The 21041-nt window shown below is 56.3% G+C and carries 21 protein-coding genes; 8 read left to right on the top strand and 13 right to left on the bottom strand.

From position 1 onward, the window contains the following. Nucleotides 1-15: 15 nt before the first annotated feature. The 8 genes from DC3_RS22695 to pstC all read right to left on the bottom strand — a co-directional run bounded on the left by DC3_RS22695 (nt 16) and on the right by pstC (nt 7517). Entirely contained in the window at nt 16-246 is a 231-nt protein-coding gene (locus DC3_RS22695) for a hypothetical protein (RefSeq protein WP_146888689.1), read from the bottom strand. A 65-nt stretch (nt 247-311) separates the two neighbouring features. Continuing rightward, nucleotides 312-2480: a 1,4-alpha-glucan branching protein GlgB gene (glgB, locus tag DC3_RS22690; RefSeq protein WP_146888686.1), complete on the bottom strand. Its 2169-nt coding sequence runs from the start codon at nt 2478-2480 to the stop codon at nt 312-314. 95 nt (nt 2481-2575) lie between these two features. Further along, a complete protein-coding gene (gene hisH / locus DC3_RS22685) occupies nt 2576-3205 on the bottom strand; it encodes an imidazole glycerol phosphate synthase subunit HisH (RefSeq protein WP_146888683.1) in 630 nt (209 codons plus the stop codon). Continuing rightward, on the bottom strand, nt 3202-3807 hold the full coding sequence (hisB, locus tag DC3_RS22680) for an imidazoleglycerol-phosphate dehydratase HisB (RefSeq protein ID WP_146888680.1): 606 nt from the start codon (nt 3805-3807) through the stop codon (nt 3202-3204). The genes hisH and hisB overlap by 4 nt, the downstream gene beginning before the upstream one ends. Nucleotides 3808-4238: 431 nt before the next feature. Continuing rightward, entirely contained in the window at nt 4239-4907 is a 669-nt protein-coding gene (gene phoU / locus DC3_RS22675; RefSeq protein ID WP_146888677.1) for a phosphate signaling complex protein PhoU, read from the bottom strand. Between the two features lie 14 nt (nt 4908-4921). Next, nucleotides 4922-5680 carry a phosphate ABC transporter ATP-binding protein PstB gene (gene pstB / locus DC3_RS22670; RefSeq protein WP_146888674.1) on the bottom strand — a complete coding sequence of 253 codons (759 nt, stop codon included), beginning with the start codon at nt 5678-5680 and terminating at the stop codon, nt 4922-4924. Between the two features lie 29 nt (nt 5681-5709). Further along, nucleotides 5710-6585 (bottom strand): phosphate ABC transporter permease PstA, encoded by an 876-nt coding sequence (gene pstA, locus DC3_RS22665; RefSeq protein WP_307724756.1) that lies wholly within the window; start codon nt 6583-6585, stop codon nt 5710-5712. After that, nucleotides 6582-7517 carry a phosphate ABC transporter permease subunit PstC gene (gene pstC, locus DC3_RS22660; protein ID WP_146888671.1) on the bottom strand — a complete coding sequence of 312 codons (936 nt, stop codon included), beginning with the start codon at nt 7515-7517 and terminating at the stop codon, nt 6582-6584. The genes pstA and pstC overlap by 4 nt, the downstream gene beginning before the upstream one ends. Nucleotides 7518-7746: 229 nt before the next feature. Here pstC and DC3_RS22655 point away from each other — a divergent pair, with 229 nt between their 5' ends. Then, nucleotides 7747-8724 (top strand): MBL fold metallo-hydrolase, encoded by a 978-nt coding sequence (locus tag DC3_RS22655; protein ID WP_146888668.1) that lies wholly within the window; start codon nt 7747-7749, stop codon nt 8722-8724. A 454-nt stretch (nt 8725-9178) separates the two neighbouring features. On the opposite strand, the gene pstS is transcribed toward DC3_RS22655, so the two are convergent. Next, nucleotides 9179-10207, bottom strand: a complete 1029-nt coding sequence (pstS, locus tag DC3_RS22650) for a phosphate ABC transporter substrate-binding protein PstS (RefSeq protein WP_146888665.1) — start codon at nt 10205-10207, stop codon at nt 9179-9181. 269 nt (nt 10208-10476) lie between these two features. Between pstS and DC3_RS22645 the strand changes: the two genes are divergently transcribed. The 7 genes from DC3_RS22645 (at nt 10477) to DC3_RS22615 (ending at nt 16294) form a co-directional block, all read left to right on the top strand. Beyond that, nucleotides 10477-10950: a hypothetical protein gene (locus DC3_RS22645; protein WP_146888662.1), complete on the top strand. Its 474-nt coding sequence runs from the start codon at nt 10477-10479 to the stop codon at nt 10948-10950. Nucleotides 10951-11094: 144 nt separating this feature from the next. Further along, nucleotides 11095-12252 carry a CaiB/BaiF CoA transferase family protein gene (locus tag DC3_RS22640; RefSeq protein WP_146888659.1) on the top strand — a complete coding sequence of 386 codons (1158 nt, stop codon included), beginning with the start codon at nt 11095-11097 and terminating at the stop codon, nt 12250-12252. Further along, nucleotides 12227-13384 carry an acyl-CoA dehydrogenase family protein gene (locus tag DC3_RS22635; protein ID WP_146888656.1) on the top strand — a complete coding sequence of 386 codons (1158 nt, stop codon included), beginning with the start codon at nt 12227-12229 and terminating at the stop codon, nt 13382-13384. The genes DC3_RS22640 and DC3_RS22635 overlap by 26 nt, the downstream gene beginning before the upstream one ends. A 139-nt stretch (nt 13385-13523) precedes the next feature. After that, nucleotides 13524-13877: a hypothetical protein gene (locus DC3_RS22630; RefSeq protein ID WP_146888653.1), complete on the top strand. Its 354-nt coding sequence runs from the start codon at nt 13524-13526 to the stop codon at nt 13875-13877. 2 nt (nt 13878-13879) lie between these two features. Further along, complete coding sequence (locus DC3_RS22625; protein WP_146888650.1) at nt 13880-15016, top strand: glutathionylspermidine synthase family protein; 1137 nt, start codon at nt 13880-13882, stop codon at nt 15014-15016. Nucleotides 15017-15144: 128 nt separating this feature from the next. After that, the gene (locus DC3_RS22620) at nt 15145-15810 is read left to right on the top strand and encodes a rhomboid family intramembrane serine protease (RefSeq protein WP_146888647.1); all 666 of its coding nucleotides are present in this window, start codon (nt 15145-15147) and stop codon (nt 15808-15810) included. Nucleotides 15811-15874: 64 nt separating this feature from the next. Then, nucleotides 15875-16294: a hypothetical protein gene (locus tag DC3_RS22615; protein ID WP_146888644.1), complete on the top strand. Its 420-nt coding sequence runs from the start codon at nt 15875-15877 to the stop codon at nt 16292-16294. Nucleotides 16295-16297: 3 nt separating this feature from the next. Here the strand turns inward: DC3_RS22615 and DC3_RS22610 are convergent, their stop codons facing one another. The 4 genes from DC3_RS22610 to DC3_RS22595 form a co-directional block, all read right to left on the bottom strand. Further along, nucleotides 16298-17365: an HD-GYP domain-containing protein gene (locus tag DC3_RS22610; protein WP_146888641.1), complete on the bottom strand. Its 1068-nt coding sequence runs from the start codon at nt 17363-17365 to the stop codon at nt 16298-16300. Nucleotides 17366-17545: 180 nt separating this feature from the next. Then, a complete protein-coding gene (locus DC3_RS22605; RefSeq protein WP_146888638.1) occupies nt 17546-18682 on the bottom strand; it encodes a citrate/2-methylcitrate synthase in 1137 nt (378 codons plus the stop codon). Between the two features lie 304 nt (nt 18683-18986). After that, nucleotides 18987-20417 (bottom strand): aspartate aminotransferase family protein, encoded by a 1431-nt coding sequence (locus tag DC3_RS22600; RefSeq protein ID WP_146888635.1) that lies wholly within the window; start codon nt 20415-20417, stop codon nt 18987-18989. A gap of 142 nt (nt 20418-20559) precedes the next feature. After that, entirely contained in the window at nt 20560-20919 is a 360-nt protein-coding gene (locus tag DC3_RS22595; RefSeq protein ID WP_146888632.1) for an MliC family protein, read from the bottom strand. Nucleotides 20920-21041 lie beyond the last annotated feature (122 nt).

The following is a 21041-nucleotide window of genomic DNA, read 5'->3' as shown; positions in this document are numbered from 1 at the left end:
AGCCCTTTTTCTGTTTTATTGCTGGGGTGGATTGACTGCCAGAAAGACGGTCACCCCCAGCACCAGCAGGGTTGGGGCAATCAGGGTCCGGCGGGTTTGTGGGGTGGGCGCACTGAACCACTGCAGGGCAATGCGCAGGCACAACAGGCCAGTGATGACCCAGAAGGGCACGGTGGGGCCTCCCAGAAGGGGAAGCATGAGCAAGATCGCCAGAACAGCCAGGACTCCAAGAGCAGCGTACTTCATCCCCCTTACGTTACCGGAAAAAGATGAGGAGGGGAGCCCATGCCCCCCTCCTGATGCATCTGAATTCAGATTTCTTTCTTGAGGATGATCACGCCCAGCGCGGGAATCAGGACCTCCATGCTGTGCTGGAAGCCGTTGTAAGGCTGTTCCTGGCTGTGGACCAGTCCCAGGTTGCCCCGGTTTCCTCCACCGTACACTTCAGCGTCGGTGTTGAGGAGTTCGCGGTAGGCCCCTGCTTCAGGAACCCCAATGCGGTATGTGGTGCGTTCGACAGGGGTGAAATTCGCAACCACAATCACCTGCTCGTCGGAATCAATGTCTTTGCGGATGTAGCTGAACACGCTGTTTTCAGAGTCCGAAACGTTGATCCACTGGAAGCCTCCAGGGATGCAATCGCTGGTGTGCAGGGCCTTCTGGAAGCGGTAGAGGTGGTTGAGGTCCCGCATCAGGATCTGGGTGCCCCTGTGCTCCGGGTACTGGGTGAGGTGCCAGTCGATGCTTCTTGCCTCGCTCCACTCCTGCCACTGCCCGAACTCCTGGCCCTGGAAGAGCAGTTTCTTGCCGGGCATGGTCCACATGTAGGCCAGGAAGGCACGGTGGTTGGCGTGTTTCTGCCATTTGTCCCCGGGCATCTTGTCGATCAGGCTCTTCTTGCCGTGCACCACTTCATCGTGGGAGATGGGCAGCACGTAGTTCTCGTGGTAGGCGTACACCATGAAGAAGCTGATCTTGTGGTGTTCGAACTTGCGGTAGATGGAGTCTTTCTCGAAGTAGGCCAGAGAATCGTTCATCCAGCCCATGCCCCACTTGTAATCGAAGCCCAGACCTCCTGCGAAGACCGGACGGCTCACCCCAGCAAAAGCGGAGGATTCTTCAGCCATGGTCAGGATGCCAGGGTGGTACTGGTGGGTCAGTTCATTGAGGCGCTTCAGGAAATGGATGGCCTCCAGGTTCTCGTTGCCCCCGTAGATGTTGGGAATCCAGGCGTCGTGGGGACGAGAGAAATCCAGGTACAGGATGCTGGCGACAGCATCCACACGGAGACCGTCCACGTGGTATTCCTCGATCCAGAACAGGGCACTGGACAGCAGGAAGTTGACCACCTCGGTGCGGCCATAGTCAAAGATGTAGGTGCCCCAGTCGAGGTGCTCTCCTTTGCGGGGATCGGCGTATTCGTAGATGGGGGTGCCATCGAAGCGACCCAGTCCGTGGGCATCTTTCGGGAAGTGCCCGGGCACCCAGTCCACAATCACACCAATGCCTCTTTCGTGCATGTGGTTCATGAAGTACTTGAAGTCGTCGGGGGTCCCGAAACGGCTGGTGGGGGCAAAATATCCGGTGACCTGATAACCCCAGGAGCCATCGAAGGGGTGTTCACTGACGGGCAGCAGTTCGATGTGGGTGTAGCCCTGGTCGGTCACGTAATCTGCGAGCTTGTGGGCCAGTTCCCGGTAGTTTAGAAAGCTTCCCCCTTCGCCCACCATCCAGGAGCCCAGGTGGACTTCATAGATGCTGATGGGGTCTTTGCGGGTGTCTTCCTTGCGGCCCTCAATCCATTCTTTGTCCGTCCATTCAAATGGTGTGAAATCATACACAATGGAAGCGGTTCCGGGCCGCATTTCAGAGAACTTGGCGAGCGGATCGCTCTTCAGGAACACGTGGCCTTCACGGGAACGGATCTCAAACTTGTAGTATTCGCCTGAGCCAATGAAGGGCAGGAAAATCTCCCAGATGCCAGAGTCGCCCAGCGTGCGCATGGGGTTCTGCAGACCGTTCCAGCCGTTGAAGTTCCCCACCACACTGACCCGCTCGGCGTTGGGTGCCCACACTGCGAAGGAAACGCCCCTGACCCCCTGGTGCTCGATCACGTTGGCACCCAGTTTCTTGTGAAGCTGGTGCTGCTCTCCGATCTTGATCAGGCTCAGGTCAAAATCACTGAGGGTGGGCCAGAAGGAGTAGGGGTCGCGGGTCTGCTGCACGTTTCCATCGTGGAAAGTGATGCGCAGCAGGTATTCATGGGCATTTTCCTCCTGCTTGATGCCTTCAGCCACAAAGAGGCCACTGGGGTCCTGCTGGGTCAGCAGGGCAGTTCTCCCGCTGGGGAAAAGGGCAGTCACACTGGCGGCTGGAGGAGACCACACGCGCAGCGTGCCGCTTTCTCTTTCAAAATGCAGTCCCAGAAAGCGAAAAGGATCGTAATGTCGTCCCTGTTGGAGCAATTCCAGATCAGTCATGGTTGTGTGTCCTTCATGAGTATGGTACCGAATTGTACGGTTGTTCTGGCAATATCCCATGCCAGTGCGGTGTAAAACTGTATCTTCCCAGACCCTTAGCGGGAGACTGGAGCCTGGGCTTCAACCAGGGCACGGAAATTCTGCAGGATCTGCAGACCCACCGCCTGGGATTTTTCGGGGTGGAACTGGGTGCCATGCAGGTTTCCCTGGGACACCACACTCCAGAAAGGCACCCCATAATCGGTGAGGGCTCCGGACTGCACACCGCTCTCCTCGGGCACGTAATAACTGTGCACGAAGTAGGCCATGGCGTCAGGGGTCAGACCTTCGAGGATGGGACAGTCCCCCACCCTTTGCAGGGTGTTCCACTGCATCTGTGGCACCGCATAGCCTTTCGGGAACTTCTTCAGAAATCCGGGCAGCAATCCCAGACCGGGCATGCTGGACTCCTCTGAACCTTCAAACAGCAGTTGCATGCCCACACAGATGCCCAGAATGGGCAGGCCTTCTTGCAGGGCTTCGCGGATGGGGCCTTCAAAGCCAGACTGCTTGAACTCCGTCATCACCTGTCCGAAGTGGCCCTGACCGGGAATCACAATCGACTGGGCGGTCTCCACATCTTGCGGGGTGGAGGAGACCTTCACCTCGAAACCTGCCCGTTCCAGTGCCTTGGCAGCAGAACGCAGGTTGCCACTTCCATAATCCACCAGCAAGGCAGAGGTCATAGCATTCCTTTCGTGCTGGGCAGGCTCTGGCTGGTGATGCGGGTCGCCAGGTAGAGTGCCCGGGAGAAGGCTTTGGTGATCGCCTCGATCACATGGTGCGATTCACGGCCAGACAGCAGACGCACATGCAGGGTCACCCCTGCATGGTTGCAGAACCCCCGCAGAAACTCCCGCAGGTGGAAGATGTTGTACCCGTTGGAATCCCCGATCACATCCAGACGCTCGGGTTCAAAACCCAGGTATGCACGTCCAGAGAAATCAAGCACCACATGGGCCAGCGTTTCATCCATCGGCACGAAGGCATCGGCGTAGCGCTCAATGCCCTTCATGTCTCCCAGGGCCTGTTTGAAAGCCTGTCCCAGTGCGATGCCCACATCTTCTGCCAGATGGTGCACGTCCACATGCAGGTCTCCGGTGGCTTCAATGACCAGACCGAAACGGCCATGTTTGCGCACCTGATCGAGCATGTGCTCCTGAAAGCCATGTCCGGTTTTCAGGGGGCCTGAGAGGGGCTCATCGAGGTTCAGACGGATCTGAATCTGGGTTTCATTGGTGTTGCGTACAATTTCGCTGCTGCGTGTCACAGAGACACTGTACTCCATTTTGCGAACGGAAACAGCAAACCTGTACAGGGTTGAAAATCGCTGAAAATGTGTCTGGAAGCGGAAGAATGAAATTGCAAACACTTGTGCTGAAATTCACAAATTAGGTTCAGGTTCAAACGCAGAGGCTGAGTTGTGGAGAACAGACTCAATCTGAAACAGACTTTCTGCTTCTGGCCGTCACTCTCATTTTTGAACTGGAAAAGCAGAAGGGTTTCAGAACTGCAGAAAAGCTTACATTTGGTTTTTGGCCTCATCCAACGATGGTGGTGTTCCTGTTTCTTTACCAGTAACACAGGTTGATACTGGAGCCATGTGCTGCTTGTGATTCCGGGTCTGTCCCCTGCAGATCTTCCCAGAGAAAAACCCGGTTGCTTCCAAAGCAACCGGGTTTGCTGTTCACTGAAAACTGTGAACTGTAAACTTCTCATTCAGTGATTCTGGGACAGGGCCTTGTCAAACGCCTTGCCTGTGATCCAGTAGTAAATGCGCTCAGAGATGTTCACCATGTGGTCCCCGAGGCGCTCAAAGCTGCGGGCCAGGCGGGTGAGCTTCAGGGCAGAGGAGGTCATGCGCAGGTCCTCCATGATGCGGGTGAGGGTTGAGCGCTGAAGCTGCTCGTAGAAGGCGTCCACCTCCAGATCCATCTCCTGCAGGTCTTTGACGGACCTCAGGCTTTTTTCTGCAAAGCCGTAAGCCAGGGTTTCCATCATCTCGGTCAGTTTGCTGACCAGAGGCTGAATGTCCGAGTAGAACCCGGAGGTGATGGTACCTGCCACCTGCTCCAGATCAGTTGCCACATGCACTGCATAATCCCCAATGCGCTCAGCGTCCGTAAGGCTTTTCAGGACCAGCACGATGAACCTGAGGTCTCCTGCGACAGGCTGGTGCAGGGCAATGGCCGTCAGGCACATGGTCTCCAGATCGTGCTCCAGCTGGTCCACTTCCATGTCCAGCTTCTTGGCGTGTTCCGAGAGGTGGTGGAAATTCTTGGTGATCAGGCCTTTTTGCACCAGGGTGAGTTGCTCCAGGTTGATCGAGAGCATCCTGAGAAACCCGGCCTTGATGTCCTGAATGCTGTGTTCCAGCTGGTCGCGCATGTGTGCCGTCCTCCTTAACCGAAGCGTCCGGTCACGTAGGCTTCCGTGCGCTCATCTTTCGGGTTGGTGAAAATGTCCGCCGTGACCCCATTTTCCACCAGATCGCCGTTCAGGAAGAAGCTGGTGGTGTCGCTGACCCGGGCAGCCTGCTGCATGTTGTGGGTCACAATCAGGATGGTCACGTCTTTTTTCAGTGTAGCAAGCAGGTCCTCAATGCGAGAGGTGGATGCAGGGTCCAGTGCGCTGGTGGGCTCGTCCATCAAGAGCACTTCGGGCTCAACGGCCAGAGCACGGGCGATGCACAGACGCTGCTGCTGACCACCGGACAGGCCAGTGGCAGGAGACTTCAGGCGGTCTTTGACCTCGTCCCACAGGGCAGCCTGACGGAGGGAACGCTCCACGATCTGGTCAAGGTAGCTCTTGTTGGTCACGCCAGACAGCCTCAGGCCACTTGCAACGTTGTCGTACACGCTCATGGTGGGGAAGGGGTTGGGTTTCTGGAACACCATCCCGATGCGGCGGCGCACAGCCACAGGGTCCATGTCGCTGGCGTAGATGTCCTGACCATCCAGGGTGATCTTCCCGGTGACTTTGGCACCCGGGGTCACATCGTGCATGCGGTTGATGGCCCGCAGGAAGGTGGTTTTCCCGCAACCGGAAGGACCGATGAGTGCATTCACGGTGTTGGGCAGGATGGACAGGGAGACTTCGTTCACGGCGCGTTTGGGACCGTAGTAGATGGAAACAGTTTCAGCATTCAGAATGGGTTGCATGGGCACTCCTTGAGGTTCAGCAGGGCAGGTTACTTCTTGCGGGTGGCGAAGCGGGCGATCAGGGTGGTCAGGAACACCATCACCACCAGAATCAGGGACGCAGCGTAAGCCAGAGGCAGGGAACTCGGGAAGGGACTGTTGGCCCGGTTGTAGATCTCCAGGGGCAGGGCGGCCATGCCCAGGCTGGAGAAGGGATTGAGCTGCCAGAACTGGGAGCCCAGCGCAGTGAAGAGCAGGGGAGCAGCTTCACCGGACACGCGGGAAATCGCCAGCATCACACCGGTGATGATTCCAGAGCGGGCGGCAGGCAGGATGATGCTGTAGATCACCCTCCACTTGGGCAGACCCAGGGCCAGACCGGCTTCACGCACCGTCTGGGGAACGAGCTTCAGCACTTCCTCGGTGGTGCGCACCACAATGGGGATCATGATGAAACCGAGGGCCAGAGCAGCAGCGAATCCACGGAAGGTCTTGAACTCGGCAATGATCAGGGTGTAGGCCACCAGACCCATCACGATGGCCGGAATGCCGGAAAGCACGTCGCTGATCAGGCGCACGGCTGGAACCAGACGGTGTTCGGGGTACTCGGCGATCATCACACCACCGCCAATCCCCACAACCACCCCAAGCAGGGTTGCCATGCCAACGATGATCACAGAACCCGCAATGGCGTTGGCGAAACCGCCACCTTCCTCACCTTCGGGCCGGGGAAGCTGGGTGAAGGTGTCCCAGCTGATGCTCTGAATGCCGTTGACAATCAGGAAGTAGAAGATCAACAGGAGGGGAGTCAGTACGATCAGGGTGGCGAGAACCATCAGGCCAGCCATCAGGCTGTTTTTCATTTTGCGGCCAGAGCTGAGTCCTGTGCCTTTGATCTGGTTGGGGCGAACGCCGGAGGACATCATTTGATTCCTTTCGGGGTGAGGCGGGCAATGATCAGACGGGCCAGGTAGTTGACGATCACGCTGATGATGAAGAGCAAAAGGCCAATCCCGAGCAGGCTGGAGAGCTGCAGGTCGCTGGTGGCTTCCTGGAACTGGGTGGCAATCACAGAGGCCATGGTGTTGGTGGCGTCAAAGATGCCGTGGGGAATGGCATTGTTGTTGCCGATCACCATGGTCACGGCCATGGTTTCACCGAGGGCACGACCCAGGCTGAGGATCACTCCACCAAAGATTCCGGCTCTGGCGTAAGGTAGGATGGCCATGGAGATCACTTCCCACTTGGTGGCTCCCAGCGCGTAGGCGGCTTCACGCTGGTCTGCGGGCACCAGACGGATCACGTCGCGGGCCACAGAGGCGGTGTAGGGAATCACCATGATGGAGAGCACCAGAATGGCAGTAAACAGGCCACGTCCAGTGGGAGCAGACATCAACCAGGGAATTTTTTGCAGGTTCGGGTCCATCACGATGGCCAGCTGGAGTTTCTGCACCAGAGGCACCAGGGTTACGATGGCCCACAGGCCGTAAATCACGCTGGGAATGGCAGCAAGCAGCTCAATCAGGTAACTGACGGGTTCAGAGAGCCATTTGGGGGCGTATTCGGTCACGAAGATGGCAGCAGGAACGGCCAGCAGCACTGAAATCAAGAGGGCAGCGACACTGGTGATCAGGGTGCCCACAATGAAAGTCAGGGCACCAAACTTCTCGTTGGGCACATCCCAGATGGTGTTCGACAGGAAGCCTGCACCGTAGGTCTTCAGTGCGTCCCAGCCTCCAACAAGCAGCTCGTACAGGGACAGGCCAAAAATGGCGATGATGGCCACGCCCAGCAGGAGAATCAGTCCTTTGAAGTACTGGTCGGAGCGTGAAGATAACACTTTGCGGCTGTTTTGCATGGGTCAGGTCACCTCTGCCTCTCGGGCAATGCCCACATTAGACTGTCTTTTTGTCATGGATACGTCATCGCTCTCGCTCTGCAGTGGGGTGTGTTGTGCTGTGCTTTCAGCATGCTGGACGATGTTGGGTGTCATGTCATGGAATTGCCATTGGCTGTGTTTTGTCATGATGTGTGAAATGTCATGAAATTTGGTCTCGGTCCAAAAAGAACAGGTTATGATGAATCACATGCTGATCCCCATCACCGAGACCCTTCACGCCCTCAGGGTTCCGATTCCCTACCCCATGAAATTTGTGACGGTCCTGATCGACACCGCCTCCCCGGTCACCCTCATTGACACGGCCCTGCACACCCCGGAAGCCATGGCTGCCCTCGAAGCGGGACTGGCAGAACTGAACCTGACTTTCAAGGACATTGAGCGCATCATCGTGACGCACCATCACCCAGATCACTACGGCCTTGCAGGGTGGCTGCAACAGCAAAATGGTGCACCCATCCTGATGCTGCAGGAAGAAGTGGACCGGGGCGAAAAATACTGGTCCAGATGGGACTACTGGAAAAACGAGCACGACCAGCACCTGCTCTCCCACGGCCTGCCCCTCGAAAACCAGCCCAGCCTGGACAGTGCCATGCTCAAATCCAGAAACCGCATGATCCTGGGACAGGTCACGCCTGTGCAGGTGGGAGACAGGTTGCCCCTCTCGGGCACGGAATTTGAAGTTTTGTGGCTGCCAGGACATGCCGATGGTCATCTGGGCCTGTGGAACCCAGACCTCTCCCTCCTGATTGCCGGAGATGTCATTCTGGAACGCATCACCCCCAACATTGGCCGTTACGCCTACACCCGTGAAGACCCTCTGGGCGACTACTTCAACACCCTCAAACAGGTGGAAGCCCTGAAACCCACAAGCACTGTGATTGGCCACTACGGCCCAATCATCGAAAATGCAGCAGAACGGGCAAAAGAAATCGCAGACCACCACCACGAACGCCTGCAGGAAATTCTGGAGACACTGGCACAGCCCATGAATGCCTACGACCTCTCCCTGCGACTCTTCCAGAGAGAACTCGACACCTTCGGACGCAGGTTCGCACTGGCAGAAGTCATTGCCCATCTGGAATACCTGCGCTTCCGTGGACAGCTTCAGATGCAACAGGTGGATGGGGTGTGGAGGTATGAGAGGGTTTCATCCCCCCTGCCTTGATGGGTGCTTCGCACCCCAAGGCTGTTCCCCCGTCTTGACCCTGACCACGTGCTTCTTGACTCTGACTGCGTGCTCACGGGGCGGCCCGTTTCGCACTGAGTCGCTTGCGGGGCGGCCTTCTTGACCCCACTACGCGCTCACGGGGCGGCCCGTTTCGCGCTGGGTCGCCGCGTCGCACTGGGTCGCTTAACAAAAGGGGGTTGTTGGACGACTGAGCTGGAAGCCATCCCAGACGCCCATCCATCCCCCAACGCTGACGGGGGAACCTGAGAGCGAAGCGATCAGCAGGGGGATCTGACCCTCAGTGCCCTCAAACAACCCAACAAACCGCAGCAGTAACCTCCCTGAGCTTTAGCAGGGGGATCTGACCCTCAGTGCATTACAACAACGCAAAAACCAAACCCCCCATCTCTGGGGGGCCGTCAAGGTTGGTGCGGAATTTAAATGTTGAGGATCACAGCTTCTTGTTGCCGAACTTGATGCTGCCAATCAGGCCTTCAGCGAGCTTCTGGGCGCGTGCAGGAAGTTCAGCGTACCCGAGGTCCTCGTTGAACTTCTGGCCGTCATTGACGATCCAGTTGAGCAGGTTCTTGACGGCTTTGGCCTTTTCTTCGGTGTTCTTGCCGTAATCCTGGTTCTGGTACACCAGAATCCAGGTGTAGCCGCTGATGGGGTAGGAGTCCGCACCGGAAGCGTCGGTGATGCTCACGCGGGTGTCGGCAGGGAGGGGCTTGGAGGCGGCGGCAGCGGTCACACCTTTGAGGGTGGCTTTGACAAACTTGCCTGACTTGTTCTTCACAGTGCCGTAGTCGATGTTGTTCTGCTTGGCGAAAATCAGCTCAACGTAGCCGATGGAACCGGGGGTCTGCTTGACCACAGAAGCCACACCGTCGTTGCCTTTGCCGCCGATGCTGGCCTGGGGCCAGTTCACGGTGGTGCCTTTGCCCACGCCCGTGGCGAAGGTCTTGCTGACCTTGGCGAGGTAGTCGGTGAAGATGAAGGTGGTTCCGCTGCTGTCCGCACGGCGGGAGATGGTGATGGGCAGAGCGATGTTTTTCAGCTCGGGGTTGTCTTTCACCAGAGCGGCATCGTTCCACTTGGTGATCTTGCCGGAGAAGATGTCGGCGAGCACTTTGCCGTCAAATTTCAGGCTGCTGTCCACACCGGGGATGTTGTAGATGGGCACAACGGCACCAAGGGCGGTGGGGATGTGCAGGATTTTGTTGCCACCGGGCGCTTTGCCCAGGTCGGCATCACTCATGGGGCCGTCGGTTGCACCGAAATCCACGGTCTGCTCCAGGATCTGGCGCTGTCCGCCGCCGGAGCCGATGCTCTGGTAGCTGACTTCGGTGCCGGTGGCTTTTTTGTATTCAGAGAAGTATTTCAGGTACAGGGGGTAGGGGAAAGAAGCGCCTGCGCCTTGCAGGGACACTGCGAAAGCGGGGGTTGCGAGTAAAGCTGCGGTCATGAGCACTTTCTTCATGCCTCCTACCATAAGGAAGGTCTGTCAGGCTTTTTTCAGTGGACCGTCATGGAATTGTCAGCTGTGCTGTTCTGTGGGAGATCGTGCAGACAGCCCTGATGCGGCTGCGTTCACAACTGAACACCATCTGACAGTTCAAAATCCAGTGTGCGGGTTCCAGGACCACCTGACACAACCGCTGAAAAACACCCTTTTTGTGATGGCTGTGTGTTTTCAATGCTGTATTGTCATCCAAATTTCCCTGACATCAAAATCGGTATACTCCCTATATGCAACCCACAGAAATCATCGCCGACTTCCTGAAACGAAAAGGGTGGGACGTGGAGGTGCAGGACGAACTGATCACCATGGATTACCAGACCGAGGCATCCATCGGGACCCTTGCACTGGCCATTGCCCAGCAGACCCCCTACCTGATCACCCGCTTCGACCTGACCCTGGACATTTTTGTGCACGAGGACAGCCTTGCGGAAGTGATGATGGGCCTCAACCTGATCAACCAGCAATTTTCTGTCGGCTGCATGTACCTGGACCTCGTGGAAATGGAAGACGAGGCTGCAGAAGATGACATCAGTGAACCGGACCTGCTCTTCCTCCTCGGTGCCAGAGGAAGCACGGTTCTGGAAGGCATGGAAGACCACCACCTGGAACTCCTGCAACACGCCCTGGAGGTCTTTGTGGAGGAGGTTTCCGAGGCCATCACCAACGACATGGGCAACATGCCCAAAACCATGCAGGCATAAGGAGCCGTCAGCGTTCAGCGATCAGCTTTGACTTGATGCTCTGGCTGAAGCAATTGTGTTCACCACCATCTGCGAAAACCAGAGCCTGCGGCTTTTTGCTGATGGCTGACAGCTGAATGCTGACGGCTGTACAATGTTTTCGCCATGCATTTACCTTTACAGGGCGTCCGTGTTGCCGACTTCACGCGGGTGCTCACCGGACCTTATGCCACCATGCTGCTCGGAGACCTCGGGGCAGATGTCATCAAGATTGAGCCTCCGCAGGGAGACGACACCCGGGCCTGGACCCCTCCTGCTCTGGGCACGGAGGCCACCTATTTCCTGAGTGTGAACCGCAACAAGCGTTCGGTGGTCCTGAACCTGAAAGACCCACAGGATCTGGACACGGCCCGCAAACTGATTGCCAGAAGCGACGTGCTGGTGGAGAATTACCGTCCGGGAACAATGGAAAAACTGGGTCTGGGATATGACGCCCTGAAAGAGCAGAATCCCAGACTGATTTATGCGGCCATCAGCGGGTTCGGACGGACCGGCCCTTATGCCCGTCTGAGTGGCTATGACGTGATCGCGCAGGGCATGAGTGGCCTGATGAGTTACACCGGAAGCCCGGACGGTGAACCCATGAAACTTGGTGTGGCTGTTGCCGATGTTTTTGCTGGATCACTGTTGACCCAGGCCATCTGTGCGGTGCTGTATGAACGGGAAAAAACGGGGCTGGGCCGTCGGATTGATGTGAACCTGCTCGAAGGGATGCTCTCTCTGGGCACCTACCAGATCTCCCGCTACCTGAATGCAGGGGAGGTGGCAGACCGTCTGGGCAATGAACACCGTTCCATCGTGCCTTATGGGATGTTTCCCTGTCAGGATGGTCATTTCAACCTGGCCGTTGGGAATGACGCTTTATGGGTCAAATTCTGTCAGTCTCTGGGCTTTGAGGATCTGCTGACAGAAGCACATGCCACCAATGCAGCCAGGGTCACCCACAGGCACACCCTCATGCCAGAACTCCTCAGGCGTTTTGCGGGCTTCACACGGGCTGAATTGCTTGAAAAACTGCAGGGGGCAGGCGTCCCGTGTGGCCCGGTGTACGATGTGCGTGAAGCCCTTGAAGACCCACACATCAAAGCCCGCAAGGTGGTGCAGGAGGTTCCTCACCCCACCCTGGGCACCATGAAAACCACCACCCCACCCTGGGAACTGGATGGAGCCCACCTGCCCATCCGTCATGCCCCTCCCACGCTGGGAGAGCACACCAGGGACATTCTGGAGGAACTGAATGCTGGATTACCTGAACATCACTGATCTGCTGAACGACGACGAACGCCTGATCCAGTCCACCGTGCGGGACTTTCTGGACCGTGAAATTGCGCCCCACATCGAGCACTGGTGGAACGAGGGCATCTTTCCAGAAGACACCATGCAGAAACTGGGAAGCATGGGCCTGCTGGGGTCCAACCTGCCAGAACAGTACGGAGGTGCAGGGGTCTCCAACGTGGCTTACGGTGTGATGATGTACGAAATCGAGCGCATCGACTCTGGCCTGCGCTCTGCAGCCAGTGTGCAGGGTGCACTGGTGATGTACCCCATTTATGCTTTCGGCAGTGAGGAGCAGAAGCAGAAATATCTGCCAGAACTTGCTTCTGGACGGATGATTGGCTGCTTTGGTCTCACAGAGCCCGATGGAGGCTCTGATCCAGGCGCCATGCGAACCAGAGCCCGTCTGGATGGAGACGAATACGTTCTGAATGGCAACAAAATGTGGATCACCAACAGCCCGGTTGCAGACATCGCAGTGGTGTGGGCCAAAGACGACCAGGAGATCATCCGGGGTTTCATTGTTCCCACCAATGCCAAAGGGTTTTCTGCTCCCAAAATCACCAGCAAGATGAGCCTGCGGGCCAGCACCACCGGAGAAATTGTGCTGGAAGAGGTGCGCGTTCCGAAAGAAAACCTGCTTCCCCTCTCTGGTGGCCTGAAAAGCCCCCTGATGTGCCTCACGCAGGCCCGGTATGGCATTGCCTGGGGTGCGCTGGGTGCCCTGGAAACCGTGTACACCACGGCCCTGGAGTACGCGAAGACCCGCACAACATTTGGCAAACCCATCGGAAGCAGGCAACTCATTCAGGACAAACTGGTCTACATGCTCTCTGAACACCAGAAAGGCCTGCTGCTGGCCCTCAGGCTCGGGCAACTGAAAGACCAGAACCACCTGAAGTTCGGTCAGGTGTCGATGGCCAAGCGCAACAACGTGCGGGTGGCCCTGGAAGGTGCCCGACTGGCCCGTGAGATTCTGGGTGGAAACGGCATCACCACCGAGTATCCGGTGATTCGCCACATGCTGAACCTGGAAACCGTGGACACCTATGAAGGCACCCATGACATTCACACCCTGATCATTGGAAGAGAAATCACCGGGCTCAATGCGCTGGAGTGAATTCATGAAGGTCACCGTCACCAGAGCCGGACAAATTTTCACCTAAAATGTAAAACAGGTTACGGTCAGAAGGGCCGTATAAAGCGCGGACACATCTGGAACTTTTTCCGTTTCAGTCCGTAATGAAAGGCATATGAGTATGAAAAGAAGTGCCCAGATCAGTCTGGTGGTGTTGGCTTCCGTGACCCTGACCGCCTGTTCAAATGATGACGAATCCCGCATGCAGTACAGGTCCATGCAGGACTGCATTGATGACTGGGGAGCCGCAGAACTCTGTGAACGCTCCACAGACAGTGGCATCTCTGCTGCCTACTTTCTTGGCCCGTACTTTATTTACAAGGCAGGGAAATATTATTACAAGCGCACCTCCAGAAGCAGTTACGTTCCTGCTCCGGTCACGGGAGGGCTCAGCAAACCCGGCATCAGCAGCCGTTCCACAGGGACAGTCATTCGTGGTGGTTTCGGTGGCTCCAAGAGCAGCAGCAGTTCGTAACCATGCAGAGACACACCGTCATTCCCCGCAGCAACTGGCAGCAGCGTTGTGAGAACCTGGGGTTCACCTTCCACTCGGTGGGAGGGGTTTACTGGGACGAAAGCGTTTATTACTCCTTTGATTCCAGCCAGATCGAAAACCTCGAAAAAGCCACCAACGACCTTTTTGAAATGTGTCTGGAAGCTGTGCAGCATGTGATTGACCGCAGGCGCTTCCGTGAACTGGACATCGACAGCCGCATGGAAGCCCTGTGCATCGAAAGCTGGGAAAACGACCAGCTGGACATCTATGGACGCTTTGATTTCTCCTATGACGGCATTCACCCACCGAAGATGCTGGAATTCAATGCAGACACCCCAACGGCCCTCTTTGAAGCCAGTGTGATCCAGTGGGACTGGCTGGAAAGCACCTTTCCGGGCAAGGACCAGTTCAACAGCATCCATGAAAAACTGATTGCCGCCTGGAAACGGGAACCGCGGGGCACCACCCATTTTGCCTGCGTGACAGAATCCGAAGAGGACTTCATCACCACCCTTTACATGCAGGATGTGTGCACGCAGGCCGGACACACCACCGATTTTCTGTTCATGAAAGACATTGGCTGGGATGGTGCAGGATTTGTGGACCTGCACAACCGTCCCATCGAGCGCATCTTCAAGCTCTACCCCTGGGAATGGATGGCCGAGGAGGCTTTCGCCCAGCACCTGTTTCATGCAGGAACCCGCTGGATTGAACCGGCCTGGAAACTGATCCTCACCTGCAAAGGCATCCTGCCGATCCTCTGGGAACTCTTCCCAGGACATGAGAACCTGCTTCCTGCAAGTTTTGCCCCAATGGCCAGCAGTGTGCGGAAACCACTCTACTCCAGAGAAGGGGCGAACATCGAACTTCCCACAGGTCTTTCTTCTGCAGGAGATTATGGAATGGGAGCCTGGGTGCACCAGCAGTACCAGCCCTTACCAGACTTTTCTGGAAATTACCCTGTGATCGGAAGCTGGGTGATTGGCGGTGAAAGTGCTGGAATTGGCATCCGGGAAGACAACACCCTGATCACCAAGAACACCTCCCGTTTTGTTCCACACCTTGTTGATGCCGCACCTTCTCTCGATGGTCGGGGCCTGATGCTCCTCAAAGACTGAACAACGGACCCTGATGAATTGCAGCCTGGACTTCTGGTTCAGGCTCTCTGGTTTGTGTTCAGTGGGTGTGCCTGACCGAGTGAACGAAATGCCACCGCAAGGCATCCCTGCCTGTGATACTGAAAAGCATGTTTCCACTTTCTGATCTGGTCACCCACCATGCGAAAGTCAACCGCTGGCTGATCGCAATCAATGTTCTGGTGTTCGTGCTGGTGTTTGTGATTTCCGGTGGGTACCTGGGCCAGAAAAGCCTGAACCTGCTGGAAAACCAGTTGCCCTACCTGATTTTTGTTCCAGCGGTGCTGGTGGCAGAGCCTGTACAGGGCACCATCAGCATCTTTGGATCGATGTTCATGCACGCAGGTCTTCTGCACCTGCTGGGCAACATGTGGTTTCTGTGGGTCTTTGGCGACAACATTGAGGACCATCTGGGGTCTGTTCGCTACCTGCTGTTTTACCTGGCAGGAGGGGTTGCTGCTGCCCTCGCTGAAGGTTTTCTCGGTGGAGATCCCTATGTTTCGATGGTGGGGGCTTCCGGGGCGGTGGCAGCGGTTCTCGGTGCCTATCTGGTGATCCTGCCAAAAGCCTGGATTCGCACCTACGTGCCACCCATTTTCATTTTTCACGTCCCAGCCTACATTTACCTGCCCTACTGGGCCATTTTGCAGTATTATTCCATCCGGGCAGGAGAGACGGGGGTTGCTTTCTGGGCTCACCTGGGAGGCTTTGTTTTTGGCTTCCTGATGATGCTTTTCTTGCGCAAGAATCGCAGGCAGGCCCCACGGGGGGGATGAAGATCAGATTGTTTTCTGGGAATTGCCTCTTTCTGTGACCGGACAGTGTTGTACCCTGAGTCCTATGGTGACATTGAAAGTTCCATTGGGAGATCCGATTGAGTGGAAAGCCGACACCCCCGAGGAATTCCTCAACCTGGTGAAGGCCAACTGTGAAGAGAAAGCCGTGCTGATCAGCTCGAAAGGACAGGTGGAAGGCCGCGCGAGGTTCTTCTTCTACGACTCCAGCCAGTATGAGAAGCTGGAAGAACGGGGTGCTGTTGCAGTGGGGAACGGCGTGTTCTATGCCCTCACCGAAGAAGTCCATCCTGTGTTGCAGGACATCACCCTGGACGACGAGAGCCTGCAACTGGAGTTCTCCTACAAGCGGGAAATCAACAAGATGGAATGCGTGCTGCAGTACGTCGGCACCATTGATGGTTTTAATGTTTACCGGGTGCTGGTGCTGCAGGACCTCGAAGACATCCTGCTCGAACCGTTCTGAGTTTCAGGGCAAACTGCCCACTCCCGTTTTTTCCAGCTGTCTGACCAGCCCTCTGGGTCCCCTGCGGATTCTGGAGGGCGTTTCCTGATCGGCCATCATCACCTCGCCTTTTTCCACCAGTTCGATGAACGCGGGGACCAGAACAGGATCGAAGTGGGTGCCGCTGTGTTCTTTCAGATACAGCATGGCCTCTTCGCGGCTCTGGGGGGTGCGGTAGGTGCGGTGGCTGGTGAGGGCCTCGAATACATCCACCACTGCCAGAATCCGCCCAAACAGAGGAATGTTTTCTCCACTGAGGCCATCGGGGTAGCCTGTGCCATCGTATTTTTCGTGGTGTGCCCTCACCCCGATGGCAATGGTGTTGAAAAAAGGGGAAACGGCGTGCAGGATGTCGTGCCCATAGATGGTGTGCCTGCGCATCAGGGCGTATTCCATGTCATTGAGTTTGCCCGGTTTTTTCAGGATCACTTCTGGAACGCTGATCTTGCCCAGGTCGTGCATCAGGCCCGCCCAGTAGAGTTCATCGAGTGCCTCGCTGCTCAGGCCGATTTTGTGCCCAAGCTGGTAGGCGTTGTAGGCAACCCGTTCACAATGGCCCACCGTTTCGTTGTCTCTGCTTTCCACCAGACCCACAAAGGTTCTGAGGTTCTGCTCGTAGGTTTCGGCCAGTTTGAAGGCCAGACCCTGGGCACTGCGGATGCGCTGTTTGAAGAGGGCTGCAAAAGTGCCCACCACCGAGCCTGTGAGCATGAAAAACAGGGTCCGGAACCCCCATCCACTCACAGACTGCATCTCGCCCGTGAGGGTGTTCAATGGCATGAAAGGACCGATGCACAGGCCTGCCACGAGCCCAAACAGGAGCCCTCCGGGAATCCCGAAAGTGACTGCCCCGAGCACCACGGGCACGTACATCAGGTGCACGTACACAAATCGGGTCCCGGTGGTGTAGAACACCAGTGCGGTGGTGAGCAGCATCAGCAGAAAGATCACCACAATGATGGTCATCCGGGTCCGGGGCTTGCCTGACATCAGCAGGTCGGTGAGGAGGATCATCTGGTGGCTGGTCATCATGCTGTTCCCTCGTTCAGGTGTCCACAGGAGTGGGGAGGAGCGGCGACATCCGTTTTGTGACTGTGTGATCTTCTACTGAATTCAATTTTACTGCCTGAATGTTTCCAGTGTTTAAGTCCAGACACAAAAAACCCGTGCATTTCTGCACGGGTGGGGTGTTGCGCTTTGTTGCGATGTGAATCAGCGCTTTTCGATTTCGACGTAGTGCTGGTCCACAGGACCGGTGTACAGGGCGTTGGGACGCAGCAGGCGGTTGTGCTCGACGTACTCCAGCACACTGGCCACCCAGCCACTGATGCGGGCAAGGGCGAAAATGGGGGTGAAGAACTCCTTCTTGATGCCGAGGTCGGAGTACACCACACCACTGTAGAAGTCCACGTTGGGGTAGAGCTTCTTGGCGCTCAGTTTCTCCAGCACGATGCCTTCGATGCGCTCAAGCATCTGGTAGTAGTTGCTCTTGCCCTGCTTCTCGGCCACCAGAGCAGCGTAATCACGCAGAACGCGGCTGCGGGGATCGAAGTATTTGTAGACGCGGTGACCCACGCCCATGATCTTCTCTTTGCGCTCCAGTTTGCCGCCAATGTAATCGTCCACGTGGCTCAGGCTGCCAATGTCGTCCAGCATGTCCATGACGGCCTCGTTGGCTCCACCGTGCAGGGGGCCTTTGAGGGAGCCCACAGCACTGGTGATGGCACTGTACATGTCAGACAGGGTGGAGATGGTGGCAATGGCCGTGAAGGTGGAGGCGTTCATGCTGTGGTCGGCGTGCAGAATCAGGGCCATGTCGAAGAGACGGGCTTCTTCTTCGGTGGGGACGTGACCTTTGAGCATGTACAGGAAGTTGGCGGCGTGGCCCAGATCTTTTCTGGGGGCCACGGGCTCTTTGCCTTCCTTCACGCGGGCAATGGCAGCAATGATGGTGGCAAATTGCGCGATCAGGTGCACCCCGATGCGGTAACGGCCTTCGTGGGTGTCGTCCTCGCTGTGGGGGTCCAGCATGCCCAGGTGGCTCACTGCGGTGCGCAGGGCCTGCATGGGGTTCATGCGGCGTGGATACAGCTTGATGTTTTCAATGAGTTCCTGGGGAACGTAGCGGTGCTGGCGCAGATCGTGGTCGAAATGGTCCAGCTCTTTGGCATTGGGCAGTCTGCCGTGCAGCAGGGCGTAGGAGAGCTCTTCGAAGCTGGAGCTTTCGGCCCATTCCTGGATCGGAATGCCCAGGTGGGTCAGGATGCCTTTTTCACCATCAATGAAGGTGAGTTTACTCTCGGTGAAGACCACGCCTTCTAGTCCTCGGGCGATGGGAGTGGTAGTCATTGCACAAACTCCTTTGATGAACCTGCATGTGGGTTCGAGAATTAAACCGGACCGTTTGATTTTCCTAGGGTTAAGTTTAACACCCACTACACCACTTGTTTACCGGGAAGTGCGAGCAGACGTAAACCGTTAAATTCATGTGCCAGTCAAGAAAAAAGTCAAATTAAAAGTGGTTTACCAGATTTTGTTTTTTTTCATCCAAAATCGGTACTGCCTCGGTAACGAAGTTTTGACTTCCCCTTTTCGCCCTTGACGTGTGATGCACAAAAGAACAGCCCGGAACTCCGGGCTGTCACAAATTCACTTACGTTGCAAATTTCACAAGATCCATGAGGGTTTTGGGTGGAGTGTTCACCAGCAGGCGGCTTGCCCTGGGATTGCGTCTGGCGGTCACTTCCACCCGGTTCAGCATTTCGTTAAAAAGGTCTTCAGGCATGGTCAGCGCTGGGGTCATGCGCAGGGTACGGGTGCTGTTCAGACTCAAGTTGAGGATCAGGCCATTCTGGTAGAACTGCCTGAGGGCCAGCAGGCCCGATGCTTCTGCCACCAGTTCGGCGAGATCCTTGTTGGCCTGGATCAGACCCAGTTTAGAGATGTCCCGAAAGACCATCGCCATCAGCATTCCCTTGCCACGCACCTCGGTGATGAACTCGGGGTATTTCTGCTGGATGCCCTTCAGTCGGTCCAGTGCAATTTTCCCCATGCGGGCAGAGCGCTCGGGCAGGTTTTCATCCACCAGGATTTCCAGGGATTTCAGGCCCACCGCCATGGCAAGGGAGTTCCCACCAAAGGTGTTGGAGTGGCGCTTGCAGTCCAGCCCTCCCAGCACTTTGTCGAAAATCCATTTGCGGTAAAGGGTCGCCCCCACAGCAGACATTCCCCCACCCAGAGGTTTGGCAAGGGTGATGATGTCGGGGCTCATGCCCCCATCAATGCTGGCAAACCAGCTTCCCACCCGGCCAAGACCGGACTGGATCTCATCCACAATCAAAATGATCCCGGTGGCCTGGCAGATGTCACTGATGCCCTTGAGGAAGCCTTCTGGCGGCAGAATCACCCCTGCTTCACCTTGCAGAGGCTCCAGAATGATGGCGACCACATTGTCTGAGCCCAGCTTTTTGATGGTGGATTTCACAGCATCCAGATCCCCATAAGGGTGGGTGTGGATGTTGGGCTCCAGTGGACCGAAATCCTTCTGAATCGCTGGATTCGGGGTCAGGGACATGGTCATCTGGGTCTTGCCGTGGTAAGCCCTGCGAAAGTTCAGGATGTGTTTGGCCTTTGGACGGGTCGCTTTGGCAAATTTGATGGCGGCCTCGTTGGCCTCTGCCCCGGAATTGGAGAAGAACACTTTGGAATCTGCATGGCTGGCATCCTGAGAAGCCAGCAGTTTCACCAGATTGTGCTCCAGTGCAGCCCTCCAGGTGGAGGCGGATTGCTGTGGAAGGCCGATGGTGTGCAGGTGCTCCAGGTAGTTCTGCATAAATTGCACCAGCGGAGGATAGCCATCCCCGAAAGGCACAGCAGAGTACCCTCCGGTGTTGATCAGGCGTTTTCCGCTGGGGTCCTGGTATTCCCAGGGACTGACGGTTTTGAAAGGCCCCACACAGCCCAGAATGGTAAGGGCACGGATCAGGTCGGTGTTGCCGTGTGCCATTTCGTGTTCGAGCGCCCGTGCGCTGGTGTAACGCTCGGAAAGGACTTCGTCGGTGCGAACAAAACTGGGGACAGACATGGGACCCATCATATCCTGAATTGTCAAAAAGATAAATGACTCTGGGTCGGTTATGGAGAAGCTTTCAGCGGTCAGCTGTCAGCGTTCAGCAACAGAAGGTGAATCATGGACAGCAGAAAAGCGCCATCAGGCCGAGTTGGATTCAAAGCAGTTTGCACTCCTGATAAATCACAACATCCATCTGGCCAGTCCTGGAATTCAGCCTGTGCAGCATGCCCACTTCTTTCCAGCCTGTGCTGGCATTTCCAGCAACCCACCATTCCAGTTTTCCATCTGAGTAACGGCTTCCACTTCCAGAAATGGCAAGAGGCAACTGAACACTTTTGTTTTTCCAGCGAAGGTTCACAAAAGATTCTCTGGACGGTGGATTGTGGTAAGTCGCCTGAACACGTGTACCATCTTCGCAGCGGTACCAGGCAGAGGTTTTCTCTGGGAGGCCTCCACCTGCCAGTGCAGCAGAACCGAGCACGACCATGGAAAGAAAAACTGGAGCAGCTTTCATGCACCCAATATAAAGAGGTCTGGATGAGTTTGTGAGGGGCCTCCAGAAACCCTTCCGCTACCTCTGGACTGCTCTTTCTCCTGAAAGGTTAGAATGGGCGCAAAACCAACTGAAAGAGGCTG

Origin of the sequence: Deinococcus cellulosilyticus NBRC 106333 = KACC 11606, assembly GCF_007990775.1 — a bacterium.
Taxonomy (GTDB): domain Bacteria; phylum Deinococcota; class Deinococci; order Deinococcales; family Deinococcaceae; genus Deinococcus_C; species Deinococcus_C cellulosilyticus.
Note: the sequence above shows the minus strand (reverse complement) of the source record. Positions and strands in the feature narration are given on the sequence as shown.